The sequence below is a fragment of the Sphingomonas sp. BLCC-B65 genome (assembly GCF_028550675.1).
GTDB lineage: Bacteria > Actinomycetota > Actinomycetes > Actinomycetales > Microbacteriaceae > Microbacterium.
In genome coordinates, this window is sequence record NZ_JAQQGL010000001.1 from 940,128 (window position 1) to 964,739 (window position 24,612).

Annotated in this window: 19 protein-coding genes; 10 read left to right on the top strand and 9 right to left on the bottom strand. The window is 69.8% G+C overall.

Annotation, left to right across the window (positions count from 1 at the left end):
• Nucleotides 1–18: 18 nt before the first annotated feature.
• The 3 genes from PP359_RS04645 to PP359_RS04655 form a co-directional block, all read right to left on the bottom strand.
• Nucleotides 19–1,074: an LOG family protein gene (locus PP359_RS04645; protein ID WP_499249986.1), complete on the bottom strand. Its 1,056-nt coding sequence runs from the start codon at nt 1,072–1,074 to the stop codon at nt 19–21.
• Between the two features lie 57 nt (nt 1,075–1,131).
• The gene (locus tag PP359_RS04650) at nt 1,132–2,760 is read right to left on the bottom strand and encodes a cellulase family glycosylhydrolase (RefSeq protein WP_499249987.1); all 1,629 of its coding nucleotides are present in this window, start codon (nt 2,758–2,760) and stop codon (nt 1,132–1,134) included.
• Nucleotides 2,761–2,949: 189 nt separating this feature from the next.
• The gene (locus PP359_RS04655; protein ID WP_499249988.1) at nt 2,950–4,707 is read right to left on the bottom strand and encodes a proline--tRNA ligase; all 1,758 of its coding nucleotides are present in this window, start codon (nt 4,705–4,707) and stop codon (nt 2,950–2,952) included.
• Between the two features lie 53 nt (nt 4,708–4,760).
• On the opposite strand from PP359_RS04655, the gene PP359_RS04660 reads away from it, so the two are divergent.
• The 3 genes from PP359_RS04660 to PP359_RS04670 all read left to right on the top strand — a co-directional run bounded on the left by PP359_RS04660 (nt 4,761) and on the right by PP359_RS04670 (nt 7,963).
• Complete coding sequence (locus tag PP359_RS04660; protein ID WP_295775080.1) at nt 4,761–6,203, top strand: RNB domain-containing ribonuclease; 1,443 nt, start codon at nt 4,761–4,763, stop codon at nt 6,201–6,203.
• 63 nt (nt 6,204–6,266) lie between these two features.
• The gene (locus PP359_RS04665; protein WP_476150932.1) at nt 6,267–6,932 is read left to right on the top strand and encodes a GntR family transcriptional regulator; all 666 of its coding nucleotides are present in this window, start codon (nt 6,267–6,269) and stop codon (nt 6,930–6,932) included.
• Entirely contained in the window at nt 6,929–7,963 is a 1,035-nt protein-coding gene (locus tag PP359_RS04670; protein WP_135948383.1) for a 1-aminocyclopropane-1-carboxylate deaminase, read from the top strand. The genes PP359_RS04665 and PP359_RS04670 overlap by 4 nt, the downstream gene beginning before the upstream one ends.
• Here PP359_RS04670 and PP359_RS04675 read toward each other — a convergent pair.
• Nucleotides 7,920–8,444 carry an Lrp/AsnC family transcriptional regulator gene (locus PP359_RS04675; RefSeq protein WP_295775073.1) on the bottom strand — a complete coding sequence of 175 codons (525 nt, stop codon included), beginning with the start codon at nt 8,442–8,444 and terminating at the stop codon, nt 7,920–7,922. The genes PP359_RS04670 and PP359_RS04675 overlap by 44 nt on opposite strands.
• Before the next feature lie 113 nt (nt 8,445–8,557).
• On the opposite strand from PP359_RS04675, the gene PP359_RS04680 reads away from it, so the two are divergent.
• Nucleotides 8,558–9,754 (top strand): trans-sulfuration enzyme family protein, encoded by a 1,197-nt coding sequence (locus PP359_RS04680; RefSeq protein WP_499249989.1) that lies wholly within the window; start codon nt 8,558–8,560, stop codon nt 9,752–9,754.
• A gap of 24 nt (nt 9,755–9,778) precedes the next feature.
• Here the strand turns inward: PP359_RS04680 and PP359_RS04685 are convergent, their stop codons facing one another.
• From PP359_RS04685 to PP359_RS04695, 3 genes are all read right to left on the bottom strand, one after another.
• Nucleotides 9,779–10,843, bottom strand: coding sequence for a hypothetical protein (locus tag PP359_RS04685; protein WP_499249990.1), 1,065 nt, complete (start codon nt 10,841–10,843; stop codon nt 9,779–9,781).
• A gap of 107 nt (nt 10,844–10,950) precedes the next feature.
• On the bottom strand, nt 10,951–12,102 hold the full coding sequence (gene ispG / locus PP359_RS04690) for a flavodoxin-dependent (E)-4-hydroxy-3-methylbut-2-enyl-diphosphate synthase (RefSeq protein ID WP_499249991.1): 1,152 nt from the start codon (nt 12,100–12,102) through the stop codon (nt 10,951–10,953).
• A gap of 48 nt (nt 12,103–12,150) precedes the next feature.
• Nucleotides 12,151–13,194 carry a hypothetical protein gene (locus tag PP359_RS04695; RefSeq protein ID WP_112932683.1) on the bottom strand — a complete coding sequence of 348 codons (1,044 nt, stop codon included), beginning with the start codon at nt 13,192–13,194 and terminating at the stop codon, nt 12,151–12,153.
• A 264-nt stretch (nt 13,195–13,458) separates the two neighbouring features.
• Between PP359_RS04695 and PP359_RS04700 the strand changes: the two genes are divergently transcribed.
• Entirely contained in the window at nt 13,459–15,378 is a 1,920-nt protein-coding gene (locus PP359_RS04700) for an anthranilate synthase family protein (protein WP_499249992.1), read from the top strand.
• 1 nt (nt 15,379) lies between these two features.
• Here the strand turns inward: PP359_RS04700 and PP359_RS04705 are convergent, their stop codons facing one another.
• Nucleotides 15,380–16,690 carry a M50 family metallopeptidase gene (locus tag PP359_RS04705; protein ID WP_499249993.1) on the bottom strand — a complete coding sequence of 437 codons (1,311 nt, stop codon included), beginning with the start codon at nt 16,688–16,690 and terminating at the stop codon, nt 15,380–15,382.
• A gap of 99 nt (nt 16,691–16,789) precedes the next feature.
• On the opposite strand from PP359_RS04705, the gene PP359_RS04710 reads away from it, so the two are divergent.
• From PP359_RS04710 to pflA, 5 genes are all read left to right on the top strand, one after another.
• Complete coding sequence (locus PP359_RS04710) at nt 16,790–17,386, top strand: hypothetical protein (protein ID WP_499249994.1); 597 nt, start codon at nt 16,790–16,792, stop codon at nt 17,384–17,386.
• Between the two features lie 90 nt (nt 17,387–17,476).
• Nucleotides 17,477–18,172, top strand: a complete 696-nt coding sequence (locus PP359_RS04715) for a DUF1775 domain-containing protein (protein WP_499249995.1) — start codon at nt 17,477–17,479, stop codon at nt 18,170–18,172.
• Between the two features lie 173 nt (nt 18,173–18,345).
• Nucleotides 18,346–19,938 carry a Mur ligase family protein gene (locus PP359_RS04720; protein WP_499249996.1) on the top strand — a complete coding sequence of 531 codons (1,593 nt, stop codon included), beginning with the start codon at nt 18,346–18,348 and terminating at the stop codon, nt 19,936–19,938.
• Between the two features lie 193 nt (nt 19,939–20,131).
• Nucleotides 20,132–22,393: a formate C-acetyltransferase gene (gene pflB, locus PP359_RS04725; protein ID WP_112932678.1), complete on the top strand. Its 2,262-nt coding sequence runs from the start codon at nt 20,132–20,134 to the stop codon at nt 22,391–22,393.
• Between the two features lie 48 nt (nt 22,394–22,441).
• Nucleotides 22,442–23,380: a pyruvate formate-lyase-activating protein gene (pflA, locus tag PP359_RS04730; protein WP_135948391.1), complete on the top strand. Its 939-nt coding sequence runs from the start codon at nt 22,442–22,444 to the stop codon at nt 23,378–23,380.
• A 145-nt stretch (nt 23,381–23,525) separates the two neighbouring features.
• On the opposite strand, the gene dxr is transcribed toward pflA, so the two are convergent.
• Nucleotides 23,526–24,608, bottom strand: a complete 1,083-nt coding sequence (dxr, locus tag PP359_RS04735; RefSeq protein ID WP_499249997.1) for a 1-deoxy-D-xylulose-5-phosphate reductoisomerase — start codon at nt 24,606–24,608, stop codon at nt 23,526–23,528.
• Nucleotides 24,609–24,612: the final 4 nt, after the last annotated feature.

Here is a 24,612-nt window from a genome sequence, read left to right on the forward strand (position 1 = left end):
CAGCTCCCGTCGACCTGATCAGGCGGGACGCGCTTCGCTAGGCGCGCTCGGCAGGGCGTTGACGGCGCGGATCAGGTGATGCAGATCACCGACGCGGCGCTGTGCGAACGTCATGACGAGGCGCGGCGCCGCGAGGTCGTCGGTGTCCTCGCGCTCCGCCTTCAGCGGGCCGCGGCGCTCGATCACCCCGTCTGTGAGCAGATCCGCGAATCTGTCGGTGAGCGCAGCGACCTCGGCATCCGTCGGCTCGGCGCGCAGCCGCAGCACGAGGCGCCGTCCGACCCAGCGCAGCGAGACGTAGTTGCGATAGAACCCCGTGATCTCCTCGACGGCGGCATCGACCGAGTCCGTCATCACGACGCGATCGAGATCGTCGGCGGAGATCACGCCGTCGGGAATGAGCTGTTCATCGGCGAAGCGGCGGAGCCCCGCCCAGAAGGCGCCTCCCGGGCGATCGAGCAGCACGATCGGCGTGGGAACGGCTTTTCCCGTCTGCTGCAGCGTCAGCAGCTCGAACATCTCGTCGAGCGTGCCGAAGCCTCCCGGCAAGCAGACGAAGCCACTGGATTCCTTCACGAGCATGAGCTTGCGGGTGAAGAAGTACTTCATCGCGACGTTGCGCTCGTGCGCGGCGATGATCGCGTTCGGCTTCTCCTCGAACGGCAGGCGGATCGAGACGCCGAGGGAGTGCGTGGCTCCGGCGCCCTCGGCGGCGGCTTGCATGATTCCCGGTCCCGCTCCGGTGACCGTCATCCAGCCGCGGGCGGCGAGCGCCGCGGTCAGCTGCACCGTCAGCCGATACAGCTCGGAGTCGGGGGCGGTGCGGGCCGATCCGAACACGGTGACCTTGGGCACGCCCCGAAACGGAGCGAACAGGCGGAACGCGGCGCGCATCTCGGTGAGAGCGGCCGAGGTGATCTTGAGGTCGAGGCGATCGCTGTGGTCGAGGCCCATGCCGACCCCGGTCGCCAGGATGCGTGCGATGAGGTCGGCATCGGCGACGACGCCGGCCTCATCCAGGAGGTGTCGGATGCCGTCGGTCACGGCGGGGGGAAGAGTGGAGCTTTCTACCATGTCCCCACCCTCGCATCCTCGAGCAGCATCGGGTGAACGATCGCCGAACGCGGGTCGTTAGTTCGTCGACACCGTCAAGCGCGGACTCGACGGCGCCGCGGTGGCGGCGACCTGCAGGCCGACTCTCACGGATTGACCTGCCGCCAGCGGACCGGCCCAGTCCTTTCCGGTGCAGGTGATCGTTCCCGAGGCGACCGCGCACGTCATGCCCCAGGCGTTGACGACCTGCGTCGCCCCCGGGCTCGACCAGGAGATCGTCCAGCCGCCCACCGCGCGGGAAGCGGTGACGGTGAACTCGGCCACGTAGCCGTCCTGCCAGGCGCTCTGCAGCATCCAGGTGGCGGAGACCGGGGCGAGGCCCGGGGCCGGGGTCGGTGTCGGAGTCGCGGTCGGCTTCGGCGTCGGAGTCGGGGTGACGGTCGGAGTCGGCGAGGACGTCGGCTTCGGCGTGGGCGTCGCTGTCGGCTTCGGCGTCGACGTGGGGCTGGTCGTCGGCTTCGGTGTCGGCGTCGGCGTTGGCGTTGGGGAAGCAGCCGGCTGCGTTCCCAGCAGCGGGGCGAGCGCGCTGAGCTTGGCCGTCTGCGGCGTCTTCCAGTCGTCCGCCACGAGCCCGCCCGTGTCGCCGCTGTTCGGGTTGAACGACCAGTATCCGAAGCTCAGACCGTTCGCTCCGAGGTAGGAGACCAGCGTCTTCAGCCACTGCGCGTCGCTCGTCGTCTCGAGCTTCGTGCCGAACTCCCCGACGAAGACCGGCGCGACCCCAGTGCGAGCCAGGTACCCCCAGTTCGCGTCCCAGACCGACGGCAGGTTGGTGGGATAGTTCGACGCCGAGAACCAGGGCTGCCCGTACACCGACGCGGGATAATCATGCGGCGAGTACACGACCCGGTTCGGGGTCGCGAGGACCACGGGCTTGGCGCCGGCATCCTTCAGCCCGCCTCCCCACCAGGTCGTGCTGGCATCGTTCTGGCGTTCCACGCCTTCGACGATGATCAGCAGTCGCGGGTTGGCGGCGAGCAGGGCGTTGCCGGCGCGCGTCGCCGCCGCCTGCCAATCGCGGGAGGCGTCGCCGCAGCCCCAGCACGCGGGGCCGTGCGGCTCGTTGTGGAGGTCGGCGCCGACCACCGTCGGGTCATCGCGATAGCGGTTCGCGAGCATGACCCAGTCGTCGATCCAGCGCTTCTCGCTGTACGTGGAGGTGTACCAGAGCTCGGACTGGCCGGACGACTCGATGCGGTGACGATCGAGGATGACGCGGAGCCCGTGCGCGCGCGCTTTGGCGATGACCGCGTCCATCAGCTGCAACGGCGTCAGCGAGACCAGATCGGGATTGCGCGAGGCGTCGATCGACGATGTCGTGGATGCCGCGAGGCACTGATTCGAGTACGGCAGTCGCACCGTGTTGAAGCCCATCGCCGCAATCTGCGCGAGGCCCTCGTCGAGAGTGATCGACCACAGTCCGTGCGGCGCGCAGTTGGGAGTCTCCAGCCCGAACCAGTTCGCCGCCTTGATGGTGACGGTGCTTCCGTCCGCGGCGACGATGCGCGAGCCCGAGGTGTGCCACCAGCCGTCCGCCGCCGCCTGCGCCGACAGCGGGGCGACCGTGCTGACGGCCAGCAAAGCGCTGACGGCGAGCGCCGCCATGCTCACGAGGCGCCGGATGCCGAGACGACGACGATCGTTCATGCGCATTCCTTTCGATGCCGGCTGCGGGGACGCTCGGCGTCTCGCGACAGGTGGCATCGTCAACGATCTCGCCGCCACCAGAGTAGCGATACGGCTGCCGTCGCGTCGCCGGTCGTCTCGTCCTGGTTCCGCCACTCCCGTTCGAGCAGTACCGTGCGGAGAACGACGGCCGGGCCGACGCGCCCGCGCTCAGCGCGCGGCGAGGCGGGCGACGGCCTCGGCGGCCGAGACGAGCGTGCGTTCGCCGGAACGGCGGTCCCAGAGCTCCACCTCGCCGTCGGCGGCACCCCGCCCGACGATCACGATCTGCGGCACTCCCACGAGCTCGGCATCGCCGAACTTCACACCCGGGGAGACCTTGGGGCGGTCGTCGTAGAGCACGTCCAGCCCGGCCCCGTCCAGATCCGCCGACAGCTTCTCCGCGAGCTCGAAGGCCGCGGCATCGCGCCCCGTGGCGACGACCTGAACGTCGAACGGCGCGACCGACGCGGGCCAGATGAGACCCTTGTCGTCGTTGTTGAGCTCGGCGATGATCGCGAGGATCCGCGTGACGCCGATGCCGTAGGAGCCCATCGTGACGGTGACGAGCTTGCCGTTCTCGTCGAGCACCTTCAGCCCCAGCGCCTCGGCGTACTTGCGCCCCAGCTGGAAGACGTGACCGATCTCCATGCCGCGCGCAAGCTCGACAGGTCCCGAACCATCGGGCGCCGGATCGCCCGGCCGCACCGTTGCGACCTCGACGTAGCCGTCGGCGGCGAAGTCGCGTCCGGCGACGAGCGAGTGCACGTGCTTCTGATCGATGTTCGCACCGGTGATCCAGCGCGTGCCGTCCACGACGCGGGGGTCGAGGACGTAGCGGATGCCGGTGGCCGACTCCTCGCCTAGGATCGCGCCCTGGGGAGACCACGGCCCGATGTACCCCTTGACCAGCAGCGGGTGCTTCTCGAAGTCCTCGGGCGTGGCGGGCTCGACCTCGGCGGGCGCGAACGCCACCTCGACGCGCTTCTCGTCGACGTCGCGATCGCCGGGGAGACCGACGACGACGAGCTCGCGGCTGCCGTCGAGGTGTGTGAGCGCGAGGACGACGTTCTTGAGGGTGTCGGCGGCGGTGTACTCGCCGTCGAGCACGGCGTTGGTGTGCGCCACGAGCGTCTCGATCGTGGGCGTGTTCGGGGAGTCGAAGATCACCGGCTCGCCGAACCCGTCGAACGCGATGGGCTCGGGAGCCAGGGTCTCGAACGCCTCCACGTTGGCCGCGTAGCCGCCGGCCGAGCGCACGAACGTGTCCTCGCCGATCGCCGTCGGGTGCAGGAACTCCTCGCTGCGCGAGCCGCCCATCGCCCCGGCATCCGCCTGGACGATGACGTACTCCAGGCCCAGCCGCTGGAAGATGCGCTCGTAGGCGTCGCGCTGAGCCATGTAGCTGGTGTCGAGCCCGGCGTCGGTGTAGTCGAAGGAGTACGCGTCCTTCATCGTGAACTCGCGGCCGCGCAGGAGTCCCGCGCGTGGGCGTGCCTCGTCGCGGTACTTGTCCTGGATCTGGTAGATCGTCAGGGGCAGATCCTTGTACGAGCCGTACAGGTCCTTGACCAGCAGCGTGAACGCCTCTTCGTGCGTCGGGGCGAGCAGGTAGTCGGCGCCCTTGCGGTCCTTCAGGCGGAAGATGCCGTCGCCGTACTCCTCCCAGCGCCCGGTCGCCTCATAGGGGTCGCGCGGCATCAGTGCCGGGAAGTGCACTTCCTGTGCGCCGGCGGCCGCCATCTCCTCGCGGATGATGTTCTCGATCCGCGACTTGACCCGCAGCCCCAGCGGCAGCCACGCGAAGATTCCCGGTGCCTGGCGGCGGATGTAGCCGGCGCGCACGAGCAGGCGATGGCTCGTGACCTCGGCATCCGAAGGGTCTTCGCGAAGCGTGCGGAGGAAGAAGTTCGACAGACGGGTGACCACGAGCGTCAAGCCTAGTCCGCAGCCACCTCACCCGACCGCCCTACACTGGCCGGGTGCCGCACCGCCGCTCCCGCTTCGTCGCTCGATCTCTGCGCGGTGAACTGGCCGCGTCGCTGTCTGCGCTGCGACATCAGCTCGCTCTGCCGGACGGATACCCCCGTGACGCACTTGCCGAGGCGATGGCCGCCGCGGCACGCGTCTCGACGAATCCGACCGCGACCGGCCTCGCCGATCTCCGCGATATCGCCTTCCTCACGGTCGACCCGGCCGGATCGACCGACCTCGACCAGGCGCTGCACCTGGAGCGCACCTCGACGGGCGCCGTCCTGCACTACGCGATCGCGGACGTTCCTGCATTCGTGGCACCCGACGGCGCGCTGGATGCCGAGACCCGCCGTCGCGGGCAGACGCTGTACGCGCCGGACGGACGGATCCCCCTGCACCCGGCGGTGATCAGCGAGGACCACGCGTCCCTGCTGCCGGGCGTGGACCGACGCGCGTACGTGTGGCGGTTCGTGCTGGACGAGGGCGCCCGCCCGACGGAGACGACCATCACCCGCGCGATCGTGCGGTCGCGGCGCCAATGGTCCTACTCCGAGGCGCAGGCGGCGATCGACGCCGGCACTGCCCCCGACACCCTCGCCGCGCTGTCATGGTTCGGCGCCGCCCGGGCCGAACGGGAGCGCGAGCGCGGGGGCGCGAGCCTGAACTTGCCGGAGACGCGTATCGTCACGGCGACGGAGGGCGACGCCTACGGTCTCGAGCGCACCGACGGGGTGGCGTTGGAGGATTGGAACGCCGATGTCTCGTTGCTCACCGGCATGGCGGCGGCGCAGATCATGATCGACGGTCGCGTCGGCATCCTGCGGACCATGCCTCCGGCCGCGTCGACCGACGTCGAAGAGTTCCGGTCGCAGACGGTGGCGTTGGGACTGCCGTGGACCACCGACGTCGCCTACGGCGACTATCTGCGCAGCCTCGACCGTTCGCCCGCCGCTCTCGCTGTTCGCGAATACGCGGCGGGCCTGTTCCGCGGAGCGGGCTACGCGACCTTCGACGGCGAGCTGCCTGAACAGCGAACGCAGGCTGCGATCGGCGCCCCGTACGCCCACACGACCGCTCCCCTGCGACGCGTGGTCGACAGATGGTCGCTGGTGATCTGCCATGCTCTCGTGAACGGTGAAGAGGTTCCCGGGTGGGCGCGCGCATCACTTCCCGTCCTCCCCGCGATCATGGCGCGCAGTTCGTCGGTCGCCGCCCAGCTCAGCTCCGGGGCGATCGATCGCGTCGAGGCGGCGCTGCTGGCCGGACACGTCGGGGACGAGTTCGACGCACTCGTGCTCAGCAGACGCGGGGACGGGGCACGCATCCAGCTCATGCAACCAGCCGTCGAGGCGCGCGTGGCGCGCGTGGCGGCTGCGCCCGGCACCCTCGTACGTCTGCGGCTGGATGCGGCGTCCGTTGATGAGGGAACCGTCCGGTTCAGCGTCGTCTGACGGCCTCCGCCCGAGACGGATGCGCGACGGGCGTCGCGTCCAACCTGCGATATATTGCATATCGTGCCGCTCGCTGCCGTCCCCGTGCCCCGCGCCCTTCTTCGCGACGACGTGCACGCGCGCCTGCAGGAGGCGATCGTCGACGGCAGCCTCGCCCCCGGTGAGCAACTGCGCGACGCAGAACTGGCCGAGCGACTCGGCGTCAGTCGCACGCCCGTGCGAGAGGCGCTGCTCGAACTCGCTCAGGCCGGGCTCGTGCAGGCGACACCCGGGCGCTCCACCGTCGTCGCCCCGATCGACCCCGGCGCCCTCCGCGACGCGCAGGCCGTCGTTGGCGCCCTGCATGCCCTTGCCGTCCGCACGGCGACACCGCGCATGACGGCCCGCGACCTCGATGCGATGCGCGCGGCGAACGCGGCGTTTCGTGCCGCGCTGAGCGCCGGCGACCTCGACGGCGCCCTCGAGGCGGATGCGCGCTTTCACCGCGTCGCCCTCGACGTGTGCGCGAATGCGGCAGCCGCGGCCGTCATCGCCCGCTATGAGCCGGTCCTGCGCCGCGTGGAGCGGCTGAGGTTCGCCTCCGACGAAGCGGCCGCCTCCGCTGAGCGGCATGACCGCCTGGTGGCGCTGTGCGAGGCGGGCGACGCCGACGGCGCCGCCCGCCTCGCCGAAAGCACGTGGCAATCCCTCATCATCTCGCCCGCTCCGACCGAACAGGACCCCGCATGAAGCTCCACGAGTTCCCGCGCCACCCGCTCACCTTCGGCCCCAGCCCGTTGCAGCACCTGGCGCGACTCAGCGACCACCTCGGGGGCGCGCAGATCTGGGCGAAACGCGAGGATGTGAACAGCGGCCTCGCGTTCGGTGGCAACAAGGTGCGCAAGCTCGAGTACATCGTCCCCGACATCCTCGCCTCCGGCGCCGACACGATCGTGTCGATCGGCGGCTACCAGTCCAACCACACGCGCCAGGTCGCGGCCGTCGCGGCGCACCTCGGGCTGAAAGCGCGACTCGTCCAGGAGAAGTGGGTTCCGTGGGAGGACCCCACCAACGACAAGGTCGGCAACATCCTGCTCTCGCGCATGATGGGCGCGGATTCGCGCCTCGACGATGCCGGCTTCGACATCGGCATCCGCGACTCGTGGAAGCAGGCGCTGGCCGAGGTCGAAGCCGGCGGCGGTACGCCCTACCCCATCCCCGCCGGAGCGAGCGAGCACCCGCTCGGAGGTCTGGGCTTCGCCAACTGGGCGTTCGAAGTCGCCGAGCAGGAGAAGCAGCTCGGCGTCTTCTTCGACACGATCATCGTCTGCACCGTCACCGGATCGACCCATGCCGGAATGATCGCGGGATTCGCCGCGCTCGAAGAGGCGACCGGCGTCCGACGTCGCGTGCTGGGAATCGACGCTTCCGCGACCCTCCAGAAGACTCGCGATCAGGTCGCGCGCATCGCTCGGCACACGGCGCAGCTCATCGAGCTCGGCCGCGATCTGCGCGATGACGAGATCCAGGTTCTGGAGGGGTGGGCGGGTGAGCTGTACGGCATCCCCGTCGACTCCACGATGGAGGCCATCGAACTCGGCGCACGGCTGGAAGCGATGATCACGGACCCCGTCTACGAGGGGAAGTCCCTGGCCGGGCTGATCGACCTCGTCGGCTCCCGCGACATACCGGCATCGTCCACCGTGTTGTACGCGCACCTCGGTGGGCAGCCGGCGATCAACGCGTATCACTCGCTCTGGGACCCGAGCGCCTCCCGGTGACGCGGGCGAGCGGCCCCACTCCCTCGCGCCGCTCGAAGACGAGGTGGGTTTCGGTGGTGAGTACGGCCTCGTGCACCGTGATGTGCTGGAGGACGATGTCGCGCAGCGCCGCGGCATCCTCCACGGCCACATGCACGAGGAAGTCGTCCTCGCCTGCCACGTGAAAGGCCTCGATCACGCCGGGCGTCGCCACGATCGCGTCGAACAGCTGCCCGACCCCCTCGCGAGTGTGTCGACCGAGACGCACGCGGATGACAGCTTGCAGCGGAAGACCGAGGGATGCCGGGTCGACGAGGACGCGGACGCCGGCCAGCACCCCGCGAACGCGGAGGGAGCGAATGCGGTACGCGCAGGTCGACTCAGCCACGCCGAGTTCTTCGGCGAGCGCTTTGTTGGACCGGCCGGGCGCGCGGACCACGGCCGCGAGAATCCGCAGGTCGAGCTCATCGAGGGCGGATGCCGTGGCTTGCGATTCAGACAAGTGCGCCTCCTGACGTCGATGTCATTCTGCTCGTCCTACAGCTGTCTCGCCAGTTGATTGCGGTATGCCCAACCGTTCACGACTTTCGCTGCGCCTTCCTCCATACTCGCGGCATGGAACATCTCGACACGCTCGCCGTGCACGCCGGACGTGCCGACTTCGCCTCACTCGGGGTGCACACCCCGCCTCTCGACCTGTCATCCACCTCTCCGCTGCCGGATGTGGAGCGCGGCGGCGACTCCTACGAGGCGCTCGCGACCGGTGGCACGCCGATTCCGGGCGGCAGCCACGTGTATGCACGCCTGTGGAATCCGACCGTGGCTCGGTTCGAGGAGGCCCTGGCCACGCTCGAGGCAGCCGAGGCCGCCGTCGCCTTCGCGTCCGGAATGGCGGCGTTGACGGCAGCGATCCTCTCCCACACGGTCTCGATCGGTCGCCCCCACGTCGTGGCGGTGCGCCCGCTCTACGGCGGCAGCGATCACCTGCTCGCGACCGGACTGCTGGGCACGGAGGTGACCTTCTGCGGTCCGGACGAGGTCGCCGCCTCGCTGCGGCCGGACAGCGGACTGATCGTCGTGGAGACGCCCGCGAACCCCACGCTCGAGCTCGTCGACATCGCCGCCGTGGTCGCCGAGGCCGACGGCGTTCCGGTTCTCGTCGACAACACGTTCGCCACGCCCGTGCTCCAGCAGCCACTCGCCCACGGGGCGACGATGTCGCTGCACAGCGCGACGAAGTACCTCGGTGGCCACGGCGACGTCGTCGGCGGCGTCATCGCCTGTGGCGCGGAATCCGCCGCTGCTCTTCGCCGCGTCCGGGCGATCACCGGCGGCATCCTTCACCCTCTCGGCGCGTATCTGCTGCATCGTGGCCTCCCGACCCTGCCCCTGCGGATGCGTGCGCAGCAGGAGACGGCCGCGAAGATCGCCCGGCGCCTGCTCGAGCACGATGCGATCGCGGAGGTGTTCTACCCGGGACTGCACGGCGACCCGACGGGGCTGCTCGCCCGCCAGCAGCACGGGACCGGCGCGATGGTGTCACTCCGCCTGCGCGGCGGCTATGACGCCGCCGCGCAGGCCGCGGCATCCACTCGCCTGTTCACCCACGCGGTCTCTCTGGGCGGCGTCGACTCGCTCATCCAGCATCCCGCAGCCCTCACTCACCGCCCCGTTGCGCCCGACGCCCGCCCGGACGCCGACATCCTCCGCCTGTCGATCGGACTCGAGCACGTCGACGACCTCATCGCCGATGTGACGCAGGCGCTGGCACTCACGCGCGAGGGCGCGCCGAAGGCAAACGCGGCGCACTGATTCGCGGGTATCGACCCGCGATACTCATTCCTGGGCGAGAGCAGCGATCGCTCGCTCTGCGACGTCCGGTGCGATCTGACCCGCGTTGACATGCACGCGGATCAGGTTCGTCCCGTCGCTGGCGAGGACGTCGTCTCCACGCTCCGGGTCGACCTTCAGGATGCGCAGTGCCTTCTGAGCCCCGGTCACGGTCACGCTCTCGCCGACGGCATCGTCGTCCGTGCCCCACATCCACGCCCCGCCCGGCTGGGAAGTGACGGAGACGATGTAATAGGTGCCGTCCTTCGACACATCGCGGGTGCCGTACTGGCAGAACTGCTGGACTCCGGCAAACTCGAACAGGTCGTCCTCGGCTTGCCGTGAGCCCTCCCAGTAGCCGGACCAGTAGCCATCGCCGAGCACGTCCGCCAGCTTCATCCGCTCGCCGAGCTCGGTGCAGGCGACGACCGGCCAGCGTTGGGCGGTGGCCGGGGCCGGCACCGCCTTCGGCGCGGCGGCGGCATTATCCGCGGCAGCCGCGATCAACGCGTTCATCGTGTCGACGGGTGCCGCTTCGGACTCTCCCATCGGGGATGCCGAGGCGAGGAACCAGAGGCCGCCGACAACGACACCGACGCGGCACACGCGCGTGTCATAGCTCCAGGCGCAGGCCGGCTCCGCGAGCGCCGCCACTGTCTGCGGGGCGGCCAGCGCGACGGGAAGCGCAAGAACGCTCCACCACCGGCCGTTGCCTCCTTCCACGGTCCAGCCGCAGGACAGACCTCCGGCGGTGCCCTCCGGGCCCGGCGTCTTGTCCGGGAAGGCGACGGTGTCGAACTGCTTCCGATACTCGGCGCGCTGGACATCGGCATCGATCGTGTCCGCGCCGAGGATGGCCGACCGCTGGGACGGGGAAAGCATGGTGTCGCATTCGCCGCCGAAAGCGACAACCCGCGACGGCGGCTCGAGCGTCGGGCTGGCCGTCGGTGTCACCGTCGGCGTCGTCGATACGTCGGGTTCGACGGAGACCGCCGTCGCAGCGCATCCCGAGACCACCGCGACGAAGGATATGGCGGCGGCGATCAGGCCGAATCGAAGTCGAGGCGACATCCCACCATCGTGTCAGCCCCCAGCCCCTGAGCACTCTCGCCCGGGGCAACGATCTGATCACGCCCATGCCGCCGACGGCATACGAGGCCGTCCACGAAGAACGCGGCTCAGGCGGTGACGACCTGCGCCGTGCCGAGCGGGGCGTCGGGGCCCATCTCGTCGGCGATGCGGTTGGCTTCTTCGATCAGAGTGGCGACGATCTCGGCCTCGGGAACGGTCTTGATCACCTCGCCCTTGACGAAGATCTGGCCCTTGCCGTTGCCCGAGGCGACGCCCAGATCGGCTTCCCGCGCCTCACCCGGTCCGTTGACGACGCATCCCATCACAGCGACGCGCAGGGGCACCGTCATGTCCTTGAGACCCTCGGTGACGTCGTTGGCGAGCGTGTACACGTCCACCTGCGCACGGCCGCACGACGGGCACGACACGATCTCGAGCTTGCGCTCGCGGAGGTTCAGCGACTGCAGGATCTGGTGGCCGACCTTGACCTCTTCCGCCGGCGGCGCCGACAGGGAGACGCGGATCGTGTCGCCGATGCCCTCACCGAGGAGGATGCCGAAGGCGGTGGCGCTCTTGATCGTGCCCTGGAACGCGGGACCTGCCTCAGTCACACCGAGGTGCAGGGGCCAGTCGCCCCGCTCGGCGAGCATGCGGTACGCCTTCACCATCACGACCGGGTCGTTGTGCTTGACGGAGATCTTGAAGTCGTGGAAGTCGTGCTCCTCGAACAGCGACGCCTCCCAGACGGCGCTCTCCACCAGTGCCTCCGGGGTCGCCTTGCCGTACTTCTCGAGCAGACGCTTGTCGAGCGAACCCGCGTTCACGCCGATGCGCAGCGAGACCCCGGCATCCTTCGCCGCCTTGGCGATCGCGCCGACCTGGTCGTCGAACTTGCGGATGTTGCCCGGGTTCACGCGCACCGCGCCGCACCCGGCGTCGATGGCCTGGAAGACGTACTTGGGCTGGAAGTGGATGTCCGCGATCACGGGGATCTGGCTCTTCTTGGCGATGATGTGCAGCACGTCGGCGTCATCCTGGCTGGGGACGGCCACACGCACGATCTCACAGCCGGATGCCGTCAACTCGGCGATCTGCTGAAGGGTCGCGTTGATGTTCGTCGTCGGCGTCGTGGTCATCGACTGCACGCTCACAGGGGCGTCGCCACCGACGAGCACCTTCCCGACCTTGATCTGACGGCTCTTGCGGCGGGGGGCGAGGACGTCCGGCACACGCGGCATCCCGATGTTCACTGCTGGCACTGCACCAGACTACGCCGCACACGCTGCGCGAGGGCGGCGCGGCTGACGTCAGGGGGATGTCGCGAACTTGTCGAACACGCGGAGAAGGAGCGTCGTCGGATCTCCGGTGCCGCTGTCGCCGATGCTGACCCGGGCGAGGTTGACGCCGTCGGCGGCGAGCGCGGTCTTCCCGTCCACCGCCGCGGACAGCCCGCCCGCGAGGCTCGTGCGCTCCCCGGTGGCCAACGCGGCGTCCACCGCCCAAGCCCCGCCGGGCGAGAGCTGAAGGCTCGTCAGCCCGTAGGTCGGATCGGCGGAGGGATCACTGAAATCGGGGAACCACATGCACGTGAGTGAGACTCCGGCACTCTCGAGCAGACGCCACGTCCACTCCTGACTGGGGTCGCCCTCCCACCAGCCGGTGACATAGGTCGACCCGAGGTAATCGGCGAGTCCGAGACGCTGGCCCAGATCCTCACAGGAGATGTCCGTGCTCCACCATCCGACCGTGCGGGCCAGTGGAACGGGTCGAATTGCGCCCGCCGTATTCGCCGTGACCGCGTCGAGCACGGACCGCAGCAGCGCGGCGGGAGTATCGACGCCCTCTTCCGCCGCCTGGACGGCCTGAACAACGAGCCAGACGCCGCCCACGTCAGCGCCCAGCGTGCATGACATCGCGTCATAGATCTGAATGCACGTCCCCGCCTCCGCCTCGGCCCGCAGATCCTGAGGTATCACCGAGGTCGGGAACGCGAGCACGGACACGGCCGCTGTGTCGGCGCCCAACGGCTGCCAGTCGACTCCGCGCCACGTGCATTCGACACCGCCCAGCGTTCCGATGCCGACATCTTGCCCCGGGTCGGCGTCGACACGCGTGGACTCCACGGCGAAGAGCGACGCGCGCTGATCCTCACTCAGGACGGCGTCGCAGTCGCCCCCGAAGGCGATCGTGTGCTCCTCGGGCGGCGTCGCTGTCGGCGTGGACGTCGCCGAGGCGACGGGCGACGCGGACTCGACGGGTGCCGCAGCGCCCCGTGCACAGCCCGCCAGCACCAGGAGACATGCCGCTGCGGCTATGACGACGGGGACCGATCGGGGGGCGGAGACGCTCATCCCTCCACCCTGACGCACGGCGCTGCAGAGGCGCATGGGGCAGCGGCCGTTCGTTTCGAGATCGTGATCGCGCACCGGCGGCCGACGCCCGCCGCGCCGACGCGCACGTGTCGTTCTGATATCGTGACCGCATGTTCGCGAACACCTCCTGGTGGCCCACCCGCTGAGGCGGTGTGCTCGCGACCCACGACACAGACCGCCCTCGAGGCGGTCTTTTCGTTCCCGGACGAATGCAGCCCGCCCGACCTGAAGAAAGGCCCGGCGATGACCCCGAGCCCCTCCCCGCTGGAGTCCGTGCTGCGCGCGGAACGTCCGTTCGCCCTGATCGCCCGCGATGCCGGCACCGTCGAGCTCCTCGTCGGCGAGGTGGTCGACGTCCCCCTGCTGTCCGACATCCCGCTGACGGATGCGACGGGCACCCCGCGAGAGGTGCTGGCGCTCGTGCCCTATCGGCAGATCGTCGAGCGGGGCTTCGCGTGCCACGACGACGGCGCGCCGCTGCGCTGTCTCGTGGTCGACGAGCACGTGACACTCGAGCGCGCCGCGCTGCTGTCGACCCTGCCGTCCGAGACCGTTCCGCTGGCCGACGCCGGATTCGACGTCAGCGATGACGAGTATGCGACGATCGTCCGCCGCGTCATCGCCGACGAGATCGGCCGCGGCGAAGGCGCGAACTTCGTCATCCGCCGTGACTTCACGGCATCCGTCGACACCGACGCGGTCACCGCGGGACTCACCTGGTTCCGCGCCCTGCTGGAGCACGAACGCGGCGCCTACTGGACCTTCCTCGTGTCCACGCCCGGTCATCTCGCGGTCGGCGCGAGCCCGGAGGCCCACGTCAGCGCGCGGCGCGCCGGCGCGACGATCGCGGGCACCAGCGTCGTCACGATGAACCCGATCTCGGGCACCTTCCGCCACCCCGTCGGAGGAGCCACGGCCGAGACGCTCACCGCGTTCCTGTCGTCGACGAAGGAGACCGAAGAGCTCTTCATGGTCGTCGACGAGGAACTCAAGATGATGAGCGCCGTCTGCAGCGACGGGGGCCGCATCACCGGCCCGCATCTCAAAGAGATGTCGCGGTTGACGCACACCGAGTACATGCTGCGTGGCACGAGCACGATGGACCCGCGGGACATCCTGCGCGAGACGATGTTCGCACCGACGGTCACCGGATCGCCCATGCAGAACGCGTGCACGGTCATCCAGCGGCACGAACGCGAGCCCCGCGGCTACTACTCCGGCGTCGCGGCACTGTTCACCCCCACCGCCGACGGTCGCCACGACCTGGATGCGCCCATCCTCATTCGCACCGCCTACCTGGTCGACGGCACCCTGCGCGTTCCCGTGGGCGCCACGCTCGTGCGCCACTCCGACCCCGAGGGCGAAGTCGGAGAGACCCACGGCAAAGCGGCCGGCGTGCTCGGGGCCATCGGCGCCGTGGCACGCGATGCGGCCCCCGACACGCTCCTCGACGAGGACGCCCCGGCATCGACGGCGCCCCGCCTGGCCGACGACCCGTCGATCGCCGCGCTGCTCGCGGCGCGCAACGAGCGGCTCGCCCCCTTCTGGCTGAACCCGCAGCAGACCGCTGCCGCGGGTCCCTACGGCGGCCGCACGGCGGTGGTGGTGGATGCCGAGGACCGTTTCACCACGATGCTCGCCCACCAGCTGCGTCACCTCGGCTTCGCCACCTCGATCGTGCCCTGGAGCCGCGCCGCGGCGGAAGCCGACGCTCTCGCGGCGGCCGACATCGTCGTCGCCGGACCCGGCCCGGGCGATCCGCGGGACGACGGCAGCGCACGCATCCGCGCCATGCGCGACGTCGTCGCCGCCCGCCTCAACGGCGGTCGGCCCCTCCTGGCGGTCTGTCTGAGCCACCAGATCCTCGCCGACCGGCTCGGCCTGGACCTCGCTCCCCTGGTGACGCCCCATCAGGGCCTGCAGAAGACCGTGGACGTCTTCGGAGAACCATCGTCGATCGGGTTCTACAACACGTTCACGGCCCGCGTGAACCCGGGAACGGCCCGCCTCGGGCGCACGGAGATCTCGGCGGATGGGGCCTCCGGTGACGTCTACGCCCTGCGCGGACCGGGCTACGCCTCGGTGCAGGGGCACCTGGAGTCGATCCTCTCGCGCGACGGCCTCGCCACGCTCGAACGACTGGTGTCCTGGGCTCTCGACTGACTCAGCCGAAGATCTTGAGCGGATTCACGATGTCCGCCAGGATCAGGATGCCGCCCATCACGACGATCGCGACGACCACGACGAACGTCACCGGGACGAGCGTGGTCGCATCGACGGGGCGCGGCGGCGGGCGGCGCCACAGCCGGGCCCAGGCGCGCTTCACGCCCTCCCAGAGGGCGATCACCACGTGGCCACCGTCCAGCGGCAGCAGCGGGATGAGGTTGAAGACGAACAGTGCCAGGTTGAGCGAGCCCAACAGCCCGAGGATGGTGGCGACGCGGTTGAGCACCGGCGCATCGGTGGCCGCGGCCTCGCCGGCGAGCCGGCCGACGCCGACCACCGACAGCGGCCCGTTCGGATCGCGCGGAACCCCGGTGATCATGTCGGACGCCGTCTGGTAGACCCGCGCCGGCAGTTGCCACATGATCCCGACGACCTGACCGGCCTGTTGCACCGCGGCGGCGGGACCTGCCCACAGCGGCTGGTGCACGTAGTCCGTCGTCGCCGTCATTCCGACGAAGCCGACGTCGGCGGTGACGGTGGTGCCGTCAGGCCCCGCGATCTGACGCTGGGCGAGCATCGGGGTGACCTGGAGGGTCTGTTCGACACCGTCGCGGCGAACGACGACAGCGATGGCACGGTTGGGCGAGGCCTGGATGATCGCCGACGCCTCCTCGAACGTCGACACCGATGTGCCGTCCACGGAGACGATCACGTCACCGGGCTGGATGCCGGCGGCCGCCGCGGGTGAGACGGGATCGTCCGCCGCGCACGCGGTCTGGGTCGATCCTGCGGGCAGCACGCACTGGTTGACAGCCGCGATGGTGGTCGTCGCGGTCTGCACACCGATGCCACTGAAGACGATCGCGAAGAGGAGCATCGCCAGCAGAAGGTTCATCACGGGCCCGCCGAGCATGATGACGATCCGCCGCCACACCGGGAGTCCGTAGAAGGTGCCGGCGCGGTCCTCACCGTCGAGGGTCTCCTCGTTGGCGGCCCGCGCGTCCTGCACCATCGACGCGAAGAAGCCGGCGCGCCGCTGCGACGATGCCGCGGCCGCGACCATCTGCGGGACCGGCGGATACATACCCGCCATGGAGATGTAGCCACCGAGCGGCAGCGCCTTCACGCCGTACTCGGTCTCGCCGATCCGACGTGACCACAGCGTGGGCCCGAGACCCACCATGTAGCGACCGACTCGCACGCCGAAGAGCTTGGCGGGCACGAGATGCCCGACCTCGTGGAGAGCGATGGATGCCGCGAGCCCCACGACCAGCAGCACGACGCCGACGATGAAGGCGATGAGGGTCACGAGCCAAGAGGGTACCGGTCGCCGCTTTGAGTTCGCTCAGCGCTCGAGTGCGCTCCGTCCCCGCGGCGCACACGTACCCGGCCCCGATAGGCTCGTCAGGTGCCCCAGCGATCGATGAGCCGCCGCGTGCGTGCTCTGCGCGGCACGAGCGCCGCCGCGATCGCCACCACGATCGCTTCGACCGGGCACACCTTCGGCGGCGCGGACGCGCCCCCGCTGTGGCTGATCGTCGCTGTCACGATCCTCGCGTCGCCGGTGGCCGTCGCGCTGGTCGGCCGGCGACGCAGTCTGCCGAGGACGGCCGCGGCCATCGCGGCGGCTCAGATCGCGCTGCACACGGTGTTCGCCGAGGTTGGCCCCGCGTCGCTGCCCGCGGCCGGCACCGGGCACGTGCACGGCGCGCTCACGGTCGGGCCGACCGCTGCCGACGCAGGGCGCCATGCCGCGCACTTCACCCTCGGCATGCTGATCGCCCACGTCCTGGCCGCGGTCATCACCGTCGCACTCGTCTCCTACGGCGAGCAGCTTCTGGCGGTGCTGGGTCGCGGTATCCGGCGCGTCCTGAGCCGCCCGAGCGCGGTGGCGCCGCCCGCCTTCCCGTGGGTCGTCCTTCCGTCCTTCGCACCACGCGTCGCGCGTGACGAGGCCCACCTGTCCGTTCTCACTCGACGGGGTCCGCCGGCGTTCGCACGCTGAGCACCGCCGCATTCCGCGGCACTCCGCGGCGTCGCCGCACCCGTCATCGCGGCATCCGCCGCGCACCGAACGAACAGAAAGAGCACCCTGATGACTGTCACCTCCCCCTCCCGCCGCCGCGCTCGCACGATCGCCGGCGTTCTCGCCGGCACGGCGCTCGTGCTCGCGGCGCCGCTCGCCGCGTCGGCCCACGTGCACGTCACGCCGGACGCGTCGGATGCCGGATCGACCACACGGCTCGCGTTCTCGTTCAGCCACGGCTGCGAGGACTCGCCGACCACCGCAGTGAAGATCACCATCCCCCAAGGCATCGACGGCGTGAAGCCGGTGCTCGACGGCGCCTGGAAGATCTCCCGTGAGCTCAACACCGACGGCATCCCGTCGTCCGTCACCTTCACGGCGGTCACGCCCGTCGACTCCGGTGTGGCGGCCTCGGTCGCGCTCGACGTGATCTTCTCGTCGAGCGCCGCGAACACCTCGGTCGCTTTCCCCGTGCTCCAGACGTGCGAGACGGGGTCGACCGACTGGTCTGAGGTCGCTGCAGAGGGGCAGACGGAAGACGACCTGACGTCGCCCGCCCCCGTCGTCGCGGTGGGCGCGGTGTCGACCGCTTCCGGCGACCACGAGCACGCGTCGACGACCGACGGCGATGCAGATGCACACGCCGCCACGACCGCCGCGGCCGCGTCGGATGCCGACCCGGTCGCACGCTGGTTGAGCGGTGGCGCCCTCGCCGCCGCGATCGCAGCGCTCGTCGTCGCGCTGGTGCGTCGACGCCGCGCCTGACGGATACCCGGCTCGTCCTGGCACGCGGCCCGGCCGCCGCTCATGCGGCGACCGGGCCGCGTGCCAAAATGAACGAGGTAGCCTGGTCATAGCTCTCGCATAGATATATGCGAAAGCATGAGAGAACTATGACTTCCGACGCTGACAGTAATCTCCCGCCTACCGTCCGTCCTTTGCGTGCGCCCCACGTCCGACTCGGAGATCTGGTGCGCCGTTTCGGGGGCGAACAGGGCGAGGGAGACGGCGATGTCATCGTCTCCGGAGTGACGCTGGCAACGGACGACGTGCGTCCCGGCGATCTGTTCGTCGCGCTCCCCGGCCGCAACCATCACGGCGCGCAGTTCGTGGGGGCTGCCGTCGCGGCGGGGGCGGCAGCCGTGATCACCGACCGTGCGGGCGCGGAGCTGTCAGCCGGCGCGGGCGTGCCGATCGCCGTGGTGGACGACCCGCGCGGCATCCTCGGTGAGATCTCGGCCTGGATCTACGGCACGGACCAGAACGTGCCGATCATGCTCGGCGTCACGGGAACGAACGGCAAGACGAGCGTCGCGCATCTCCTCAAGGCGATTCTGGAGCAACTGGGCGTCGTCGCGGGTCTGTCGTCGACGGCGGAGCGCCACATCGGCTCCGAGGTGATCACCTCACGGCTCACGACGCCGGAGGCGCCCGAGTTCCACGCTCTGCTCGCGCACATGCGCGAGCGCGGGGTGGAGGCGGTGGCCGACGAAGTGAGCGCGCAGGCGCTGGCACGTCACCGGGTCGACGGGATCGTCTTCGATGTCGCGGGCTTCACCAACCTCACGCACGACCATCTCGACGACTTCGGCGACATGGGCACCTACCTCCGCGCGAAGCTGCCGCTGTTCACCCCCGAACGCAGTCGTCGGGCGGTAGTGAGCCTCGACTCCGAATACGGCGCCGAGGTCGTCGCGGCGGCGAGGGTTCCCACCACGACGATCATCACCCCGGCCCTGGCCGTGGAGCCGGTCGCGGCGGATTGGACCGTGGACATCGTCGCCGAGCGACAACACGGCACCACCTTCGCTCTTCACGGCCCCGATGGGCAGTCGCTGACGACCACTGTTCCGGTGATCGGCCCGCACATGGCCTCCAACGCGGCGCTCGCCATCGTGATGCTCCGAGAGGCGGGCTACGCGTGGGAGCGGCTGGCCGCGGCCCTCGACGGCCGCCGGATCGAGGCGGCTGTCCCGGGGCGGACACAGCGCGTGTCCGGAGAGAGCGGCCCGGCGGTCTACGTCGACTTCGGCCACTCCCCCGACGCGTTCGAGAAGACACTCGCCGCCGTGCGGCGCATCACCCCGGGACGCGTTCTGATGCTGTTCGGCGCCGACGGCGACCGAGACACGACCAAGAGATTCGATATGGGACGCACAGCCGCGCTCGGCAGCGACATCCTCATCATCACCGATCACCATCCGCGACACGAGAACCCCGACGACATCCGCGCCGAACTGCTCACCGGCGCTCGCGCCGCCGTGTCAGCCACCGAGATCCTCGAGATCTCGCCGCCGGAACGGGCGATCGTCGAGGCGATCTCGCGCGTCGGCGACGGCGACGCGATTCTCTGGGCGGGCCCCGGCCACCAGGACTATCGCGACATCCGGGGCGCTCGTGTGCCGTACTCGGCGCGAGAGCTCGCACGCCGAGCCCTCGCCGCGGCCGGATGGGCCCCGCCGGCACCGTCGTGGGTGGTGCCCTACCCGCGGGATTCCACGCCGGACTCCGATCCGACGCGCCCCGCCTGAGACCAGCGACACCCGCGACCCCGCGACGCCCCTTGTGGACTGACCACAAGGGGCGTCCGTCTTTCCGGAGAGTCGATTGTCGGCGGCATCCATGCTCTCTTTGTGGTCTGACCACAAGTGCTAGGCTGACCTCAACGACTCGCCCACGGATGGGTGGACGGGCCGCTCCCACGAGGATTTGAGGAAGCGAATCATGACTACCGTCACCCCCTCCGCACAGGACACCCAGCCCGCCGCATGGAACGGTTTCACCGCCGGCCCCTGGCAGGATGCGGTCGACGTGCGCGACTTCATCCAGCGCAACTACACCCCTTACCTCGGCGATGCGTCGTTCCTGACGGGCGCCACGGCACGCACCACGCGCATCTGGAACACCCTGTCGGCGATGTTCCCGGTCGAGCGCGAGAAGGGCATCTACGACGTCGACGCGCACACGCCCGCCGGCATCACCGCCCACGGCCCCGGGTACATCGCGAAGGACGACGAGCTCATCGTCGGCCTGCAGACCGACGCGCCGCTGAAGCGCGCGATCATGCCCAACGGCGGCTGGCGCATGGTCGAGGGCGCGCTCGAGACCTACGGCTACGAGGTCGACCAGACCCTCAAGGAGATCTTCACGAGCTACCGCAAGACGCACAACGAGGCCGTCTTCGACGTGTACTCGCCGAACGTCCGCGCCGCGCGCAGCTCGCACGTCATCACCGGACTCCCGGACGCCTACGGCCGCGGCCGCATCATCGGCGACTACCGCCGCGTCGCGCTGTACGGCATCGACCAGCTGATCGCCGCCAAGAAGGTCGACAAGCTCGGTCTGGACACCACGCCGTTCTCGGAAGAGGTCGTCCGCATGCGCGAGGAGCACGCGGAACAGATCCGCGCGCTCGGCGAACTGAAGCAGATGGCAGCGGCGTACGGCTTCGACATCTCCGGGCCGGCGACCACCGCGCGTGAAGCCGTGCAGTGGCTGTACTTCGGCTACCTCGCCGCCGTGAAGGAGCAGAACGGCGCCGCGATGTCGCTCGGACGCACCTCGACGTTCCTCGACGTCTTCATCGAGCGCGACCTGCAGGCGGGCCTGATCACCGAGACCGAGGCGCAGGAGATCATCGACGACTTCGTCATCAAGCTGCGCATCGTCCGCTTCCTGCGCACCCCCGAGTACGACAGCCTGTTCTCCGGCGACCCGACCTGGGTCACCGAGACGATCGGCGGCATGGGTGAAGACGGTCGTCCCCTCGTGACGAAGAACTCCTTCCGGTTCCTGCAGACCCTGTACAACCTGGGTCCGGCGCCCGAGCCGAACATGACCGTGTTCTGGAGCCCCGAGCTGCCGCAGGGCTTCAAGGACTACTGCGCACAGGTGTCCATCGACACGTCGGCCGTGCAGTACGAGTCGGACGAGATCATCCGCCCCGCCTGGGGCGATGACGCCGCGATCGCGTGCTGCGTGAGCCCGATGCGTGTCGGCAAGCAGATGCAGTTCTTCGGTGCTCGCGTCAACCTCGCCAAGACTCTGCTGTACGCCATCAACGGCGGACGTGACGAGGTCACCGGCAAGCAGGTCTCGCCCGCCACCGCGCCCGTCGGCGACGGACCGCTGGACTTCGACGACGTCATGGAACGCTTCGACAAGACGATGGACTGGCTGGCCGAGACCTATGTCGAGGCCCTCAACTGCATCCACTGGTCGCACGACAAGTACGCGTACGAGCGCATCGAGATGGCTCTGCACGACAAGGACGTGCTGCGCACGATGGCCTGCGGTATCGCGGGGCTCTCGGTGGCGGCGGATTCGCTGTCGGCCATCAAGTACGCCACCGTGACCCCGGTGCGCGACGAACGCGGCATCGTGGTCGATTACGTCACCGAGGGCGAGTTCCCGAGCTACGGCAACGACGACGACCGCGCCGACCAGATCGCCGTGGGCCTGGTGGAGAGCTTCATGTCGAAGATCCGCCGTCACCCGATGTACCGGGGCGCCCTGCCCACGCAGTCGGTGCTCACGATCACCTCGAACGTCGTCTACGGCAAGGCGACGGGCAACACGCCCGACGGTCGCCGCGCCGGCGAGCCGTTCGCCCCGGGCGCCAACCCCATGAACGGTCGTGACACGCACGGCATGCTCGCCTCGGCGCTGTCGGTCGCCAAGATCCCCTACGCCCAATCGCAGGACGGCATCTCGCTGACCAACACCGTCGTCCCGAGCGGCCTCGGGCGCACCGCCGAGGAGCAGGTGCGCAACCTCGCCGGTCTGCTCGACGCCTACGTGGGCTCGCACGGCTATCACATGAACGTCAACGTGCTGAACCGCGAGACGCTTGAGGATGCCATGGAGCACCCGGAGAACTACCCGCAGCTGACCATCCGGGTCTCCGGCTACGCCGTGAACTTCGTCCGCCTCACACGCGAGCAGCAGCTCGACGTCCTGTCGCGTACGTTCCACGGCTCCATGTGATCCGCATCCCCGGCACACGAACCGACACGCAGAGAGAAGCTGAGGACAATGGCCAGGGCGATGCTCCGCCGCCACCCGTGCAACGCGGTGCCGTCCGCCCTCCCCGCCCTGCCCGATGACGCGGTGCGCCTGGAGGTCCCCCTCCAGGCGCCCGCCCATCGGCGCACCGGCGCCGGCCTCGACGGTCTCGCCGTCTCGGACGTCGACCGTCACGAGCGCCTCACCGCGATGCGCGAGGGCCGACTCGGCTCCGTGCACTCCTGGGAGCTCGTCACCGCCGTCGACGGGCCGGGAACGCGGCTGACCACGTTCCTCAGCGGGTGCCCGCTGCAGTGCCTCTATTGCCACAACCCCGACACCCTCGCGATGAAGGATGGACAGCCCGTCACGAGCGACGAGCTGCTCTCACGGATCGAGCGTTACACCGCGGTGTTCCGGGCGACCGGCGGCGGCATCACCCTCTCCGGCGGAGAGGTGCTCATGCAACCCGCCTTCGCGGCGCGGATCCTGCGCGGCGCGAAGGAGCTCGGCATCCACACCGCCATCGACACGTCCGGCTACCTCGGCGCCGCGGCCTCCGACGCCATGCTCGACGACGTCGACCTCGTCCTTCTGGACGTCAAGAGCGGCGACCCCGAAACGTACCGCGAGGTGACGGGACGGGAACTCGAGCCCACGCTCACCTTCGGCCGCCGTCTGGCGACACGACCCGACGGTCCCGAGGTGTGGATCCGGTTCGTCCTCGTCCCCGGTCTGACCGACGACGTGGACAACGTCGAGGCCGTCGCCGCGTATGCCGCGTCACTCAACGAGATCCGCTCCGGGACGGTCACCCGCGTCGAGGTGCTGCCGTTCCACCAGATGGGTCGCGACAAGTGGGACGCCCTCGGACGCGACTACCGTCTGGCCGAGACCGAACCGCCCTCGGTGGAACTCGTCGACCGCGTCCGCGATCAGTTCCGCGCACACGGCCTGCTTACGTACTGACCTTCCCTGCTCTCCCTCGTCCCGGCCGCCGCTTCCCCCGCGGCCTCGCGCCCCGATCGTCCCCCGAATCGGGCGCTGACCGGACCGCCCTCCCCATCCTCTGCGGGCGGTCCGGTCCCCTCTGCCGGCGCGGGGCGCATCGATGTCAGGCGGCGGCGATCGCCTCATCGGCGGCAGCACGTGCCCAGGCCTCCGCGGCGGCGAGGGTCTCGCGCGAAAGCGTGGACGGCGCCTCGTGCATATCGACGATCCGCTGGACGGTGTCCAGGATGCCGGGAAAGCTCAGGCGTCCCTCGTGGAACGCATCGACAGCCTGCTCGTTGGCCGCGTTGAACACGGCGGGGTAGGTCGCGCCGGCGCGCCCCACCTGCTTGGCGAGCATGACCGCCGGGAAGGCCTCCTCGTCGAGGGGCTCGAAGCCCCACGAGCTCGCCCGAGTCCAGTCCAGGGGCGCACCGACGCCGCCGATGCGGTGTGGCCAGTCGAGGCCCAACGAGATCGGCAGCCGCATATCCGGCGGAGACGCCTGTGCAATCGTCGACCCGTCGATGAACTCGACCATCGAGTGGACGATCGACTGAGGGTGCACGACGACGTCGATGCGGTCGTAGTCGACGTCGAACAGCAGATGGGCCTCGATCACCTCGAGCCCTTTGTTGACCAGCGTCGCCGAGTTCGTGGTGACCACACGTCCCATGTCCCAGGTCGGATGAGCCAGCGCCTGGGCTGGCGTCACCCGTTCGAGCTCGGCGCGGGTGCGACCGCGAAACGGCCCTCCCGAGGCGGTCAGCACGAGCCGACGCACCTCGTCGCTCGTCCCGGCGCGCAGGGCCTGCGCGATCGCAGAGTGCTCGGAGTCGACCGGGACGATCTGACCCGGCGCAGCGAGGGCGGTGACCAGATCACCACCGACGATGAGCGACTCTTTGTTGGCCAGCGCAAGGGTACGCCCCGTCTCGAGCGCGGCGAGCGTCGGGCCGAGGCCGACCGATCCGTTGATGCCGTTGAGCACGACATCGGCCTCCACATCCCGCACGAGCTGCTCGGCTTCGACCGCGCCCAGCGCGGTGTGCTCGACCCCGAATTCGATCGCCTGCGCGGCGACGCCCGCCGCGTCGCGTCCGGCGGCGAGTCCCACCACCTCGAACTGATCACGGCGGGTGCGGATCACATCCAGAGCCTGGGTGCCGATGGAACCGGTCGAACCGAGGATCAGGATGCGCCGCATGCGG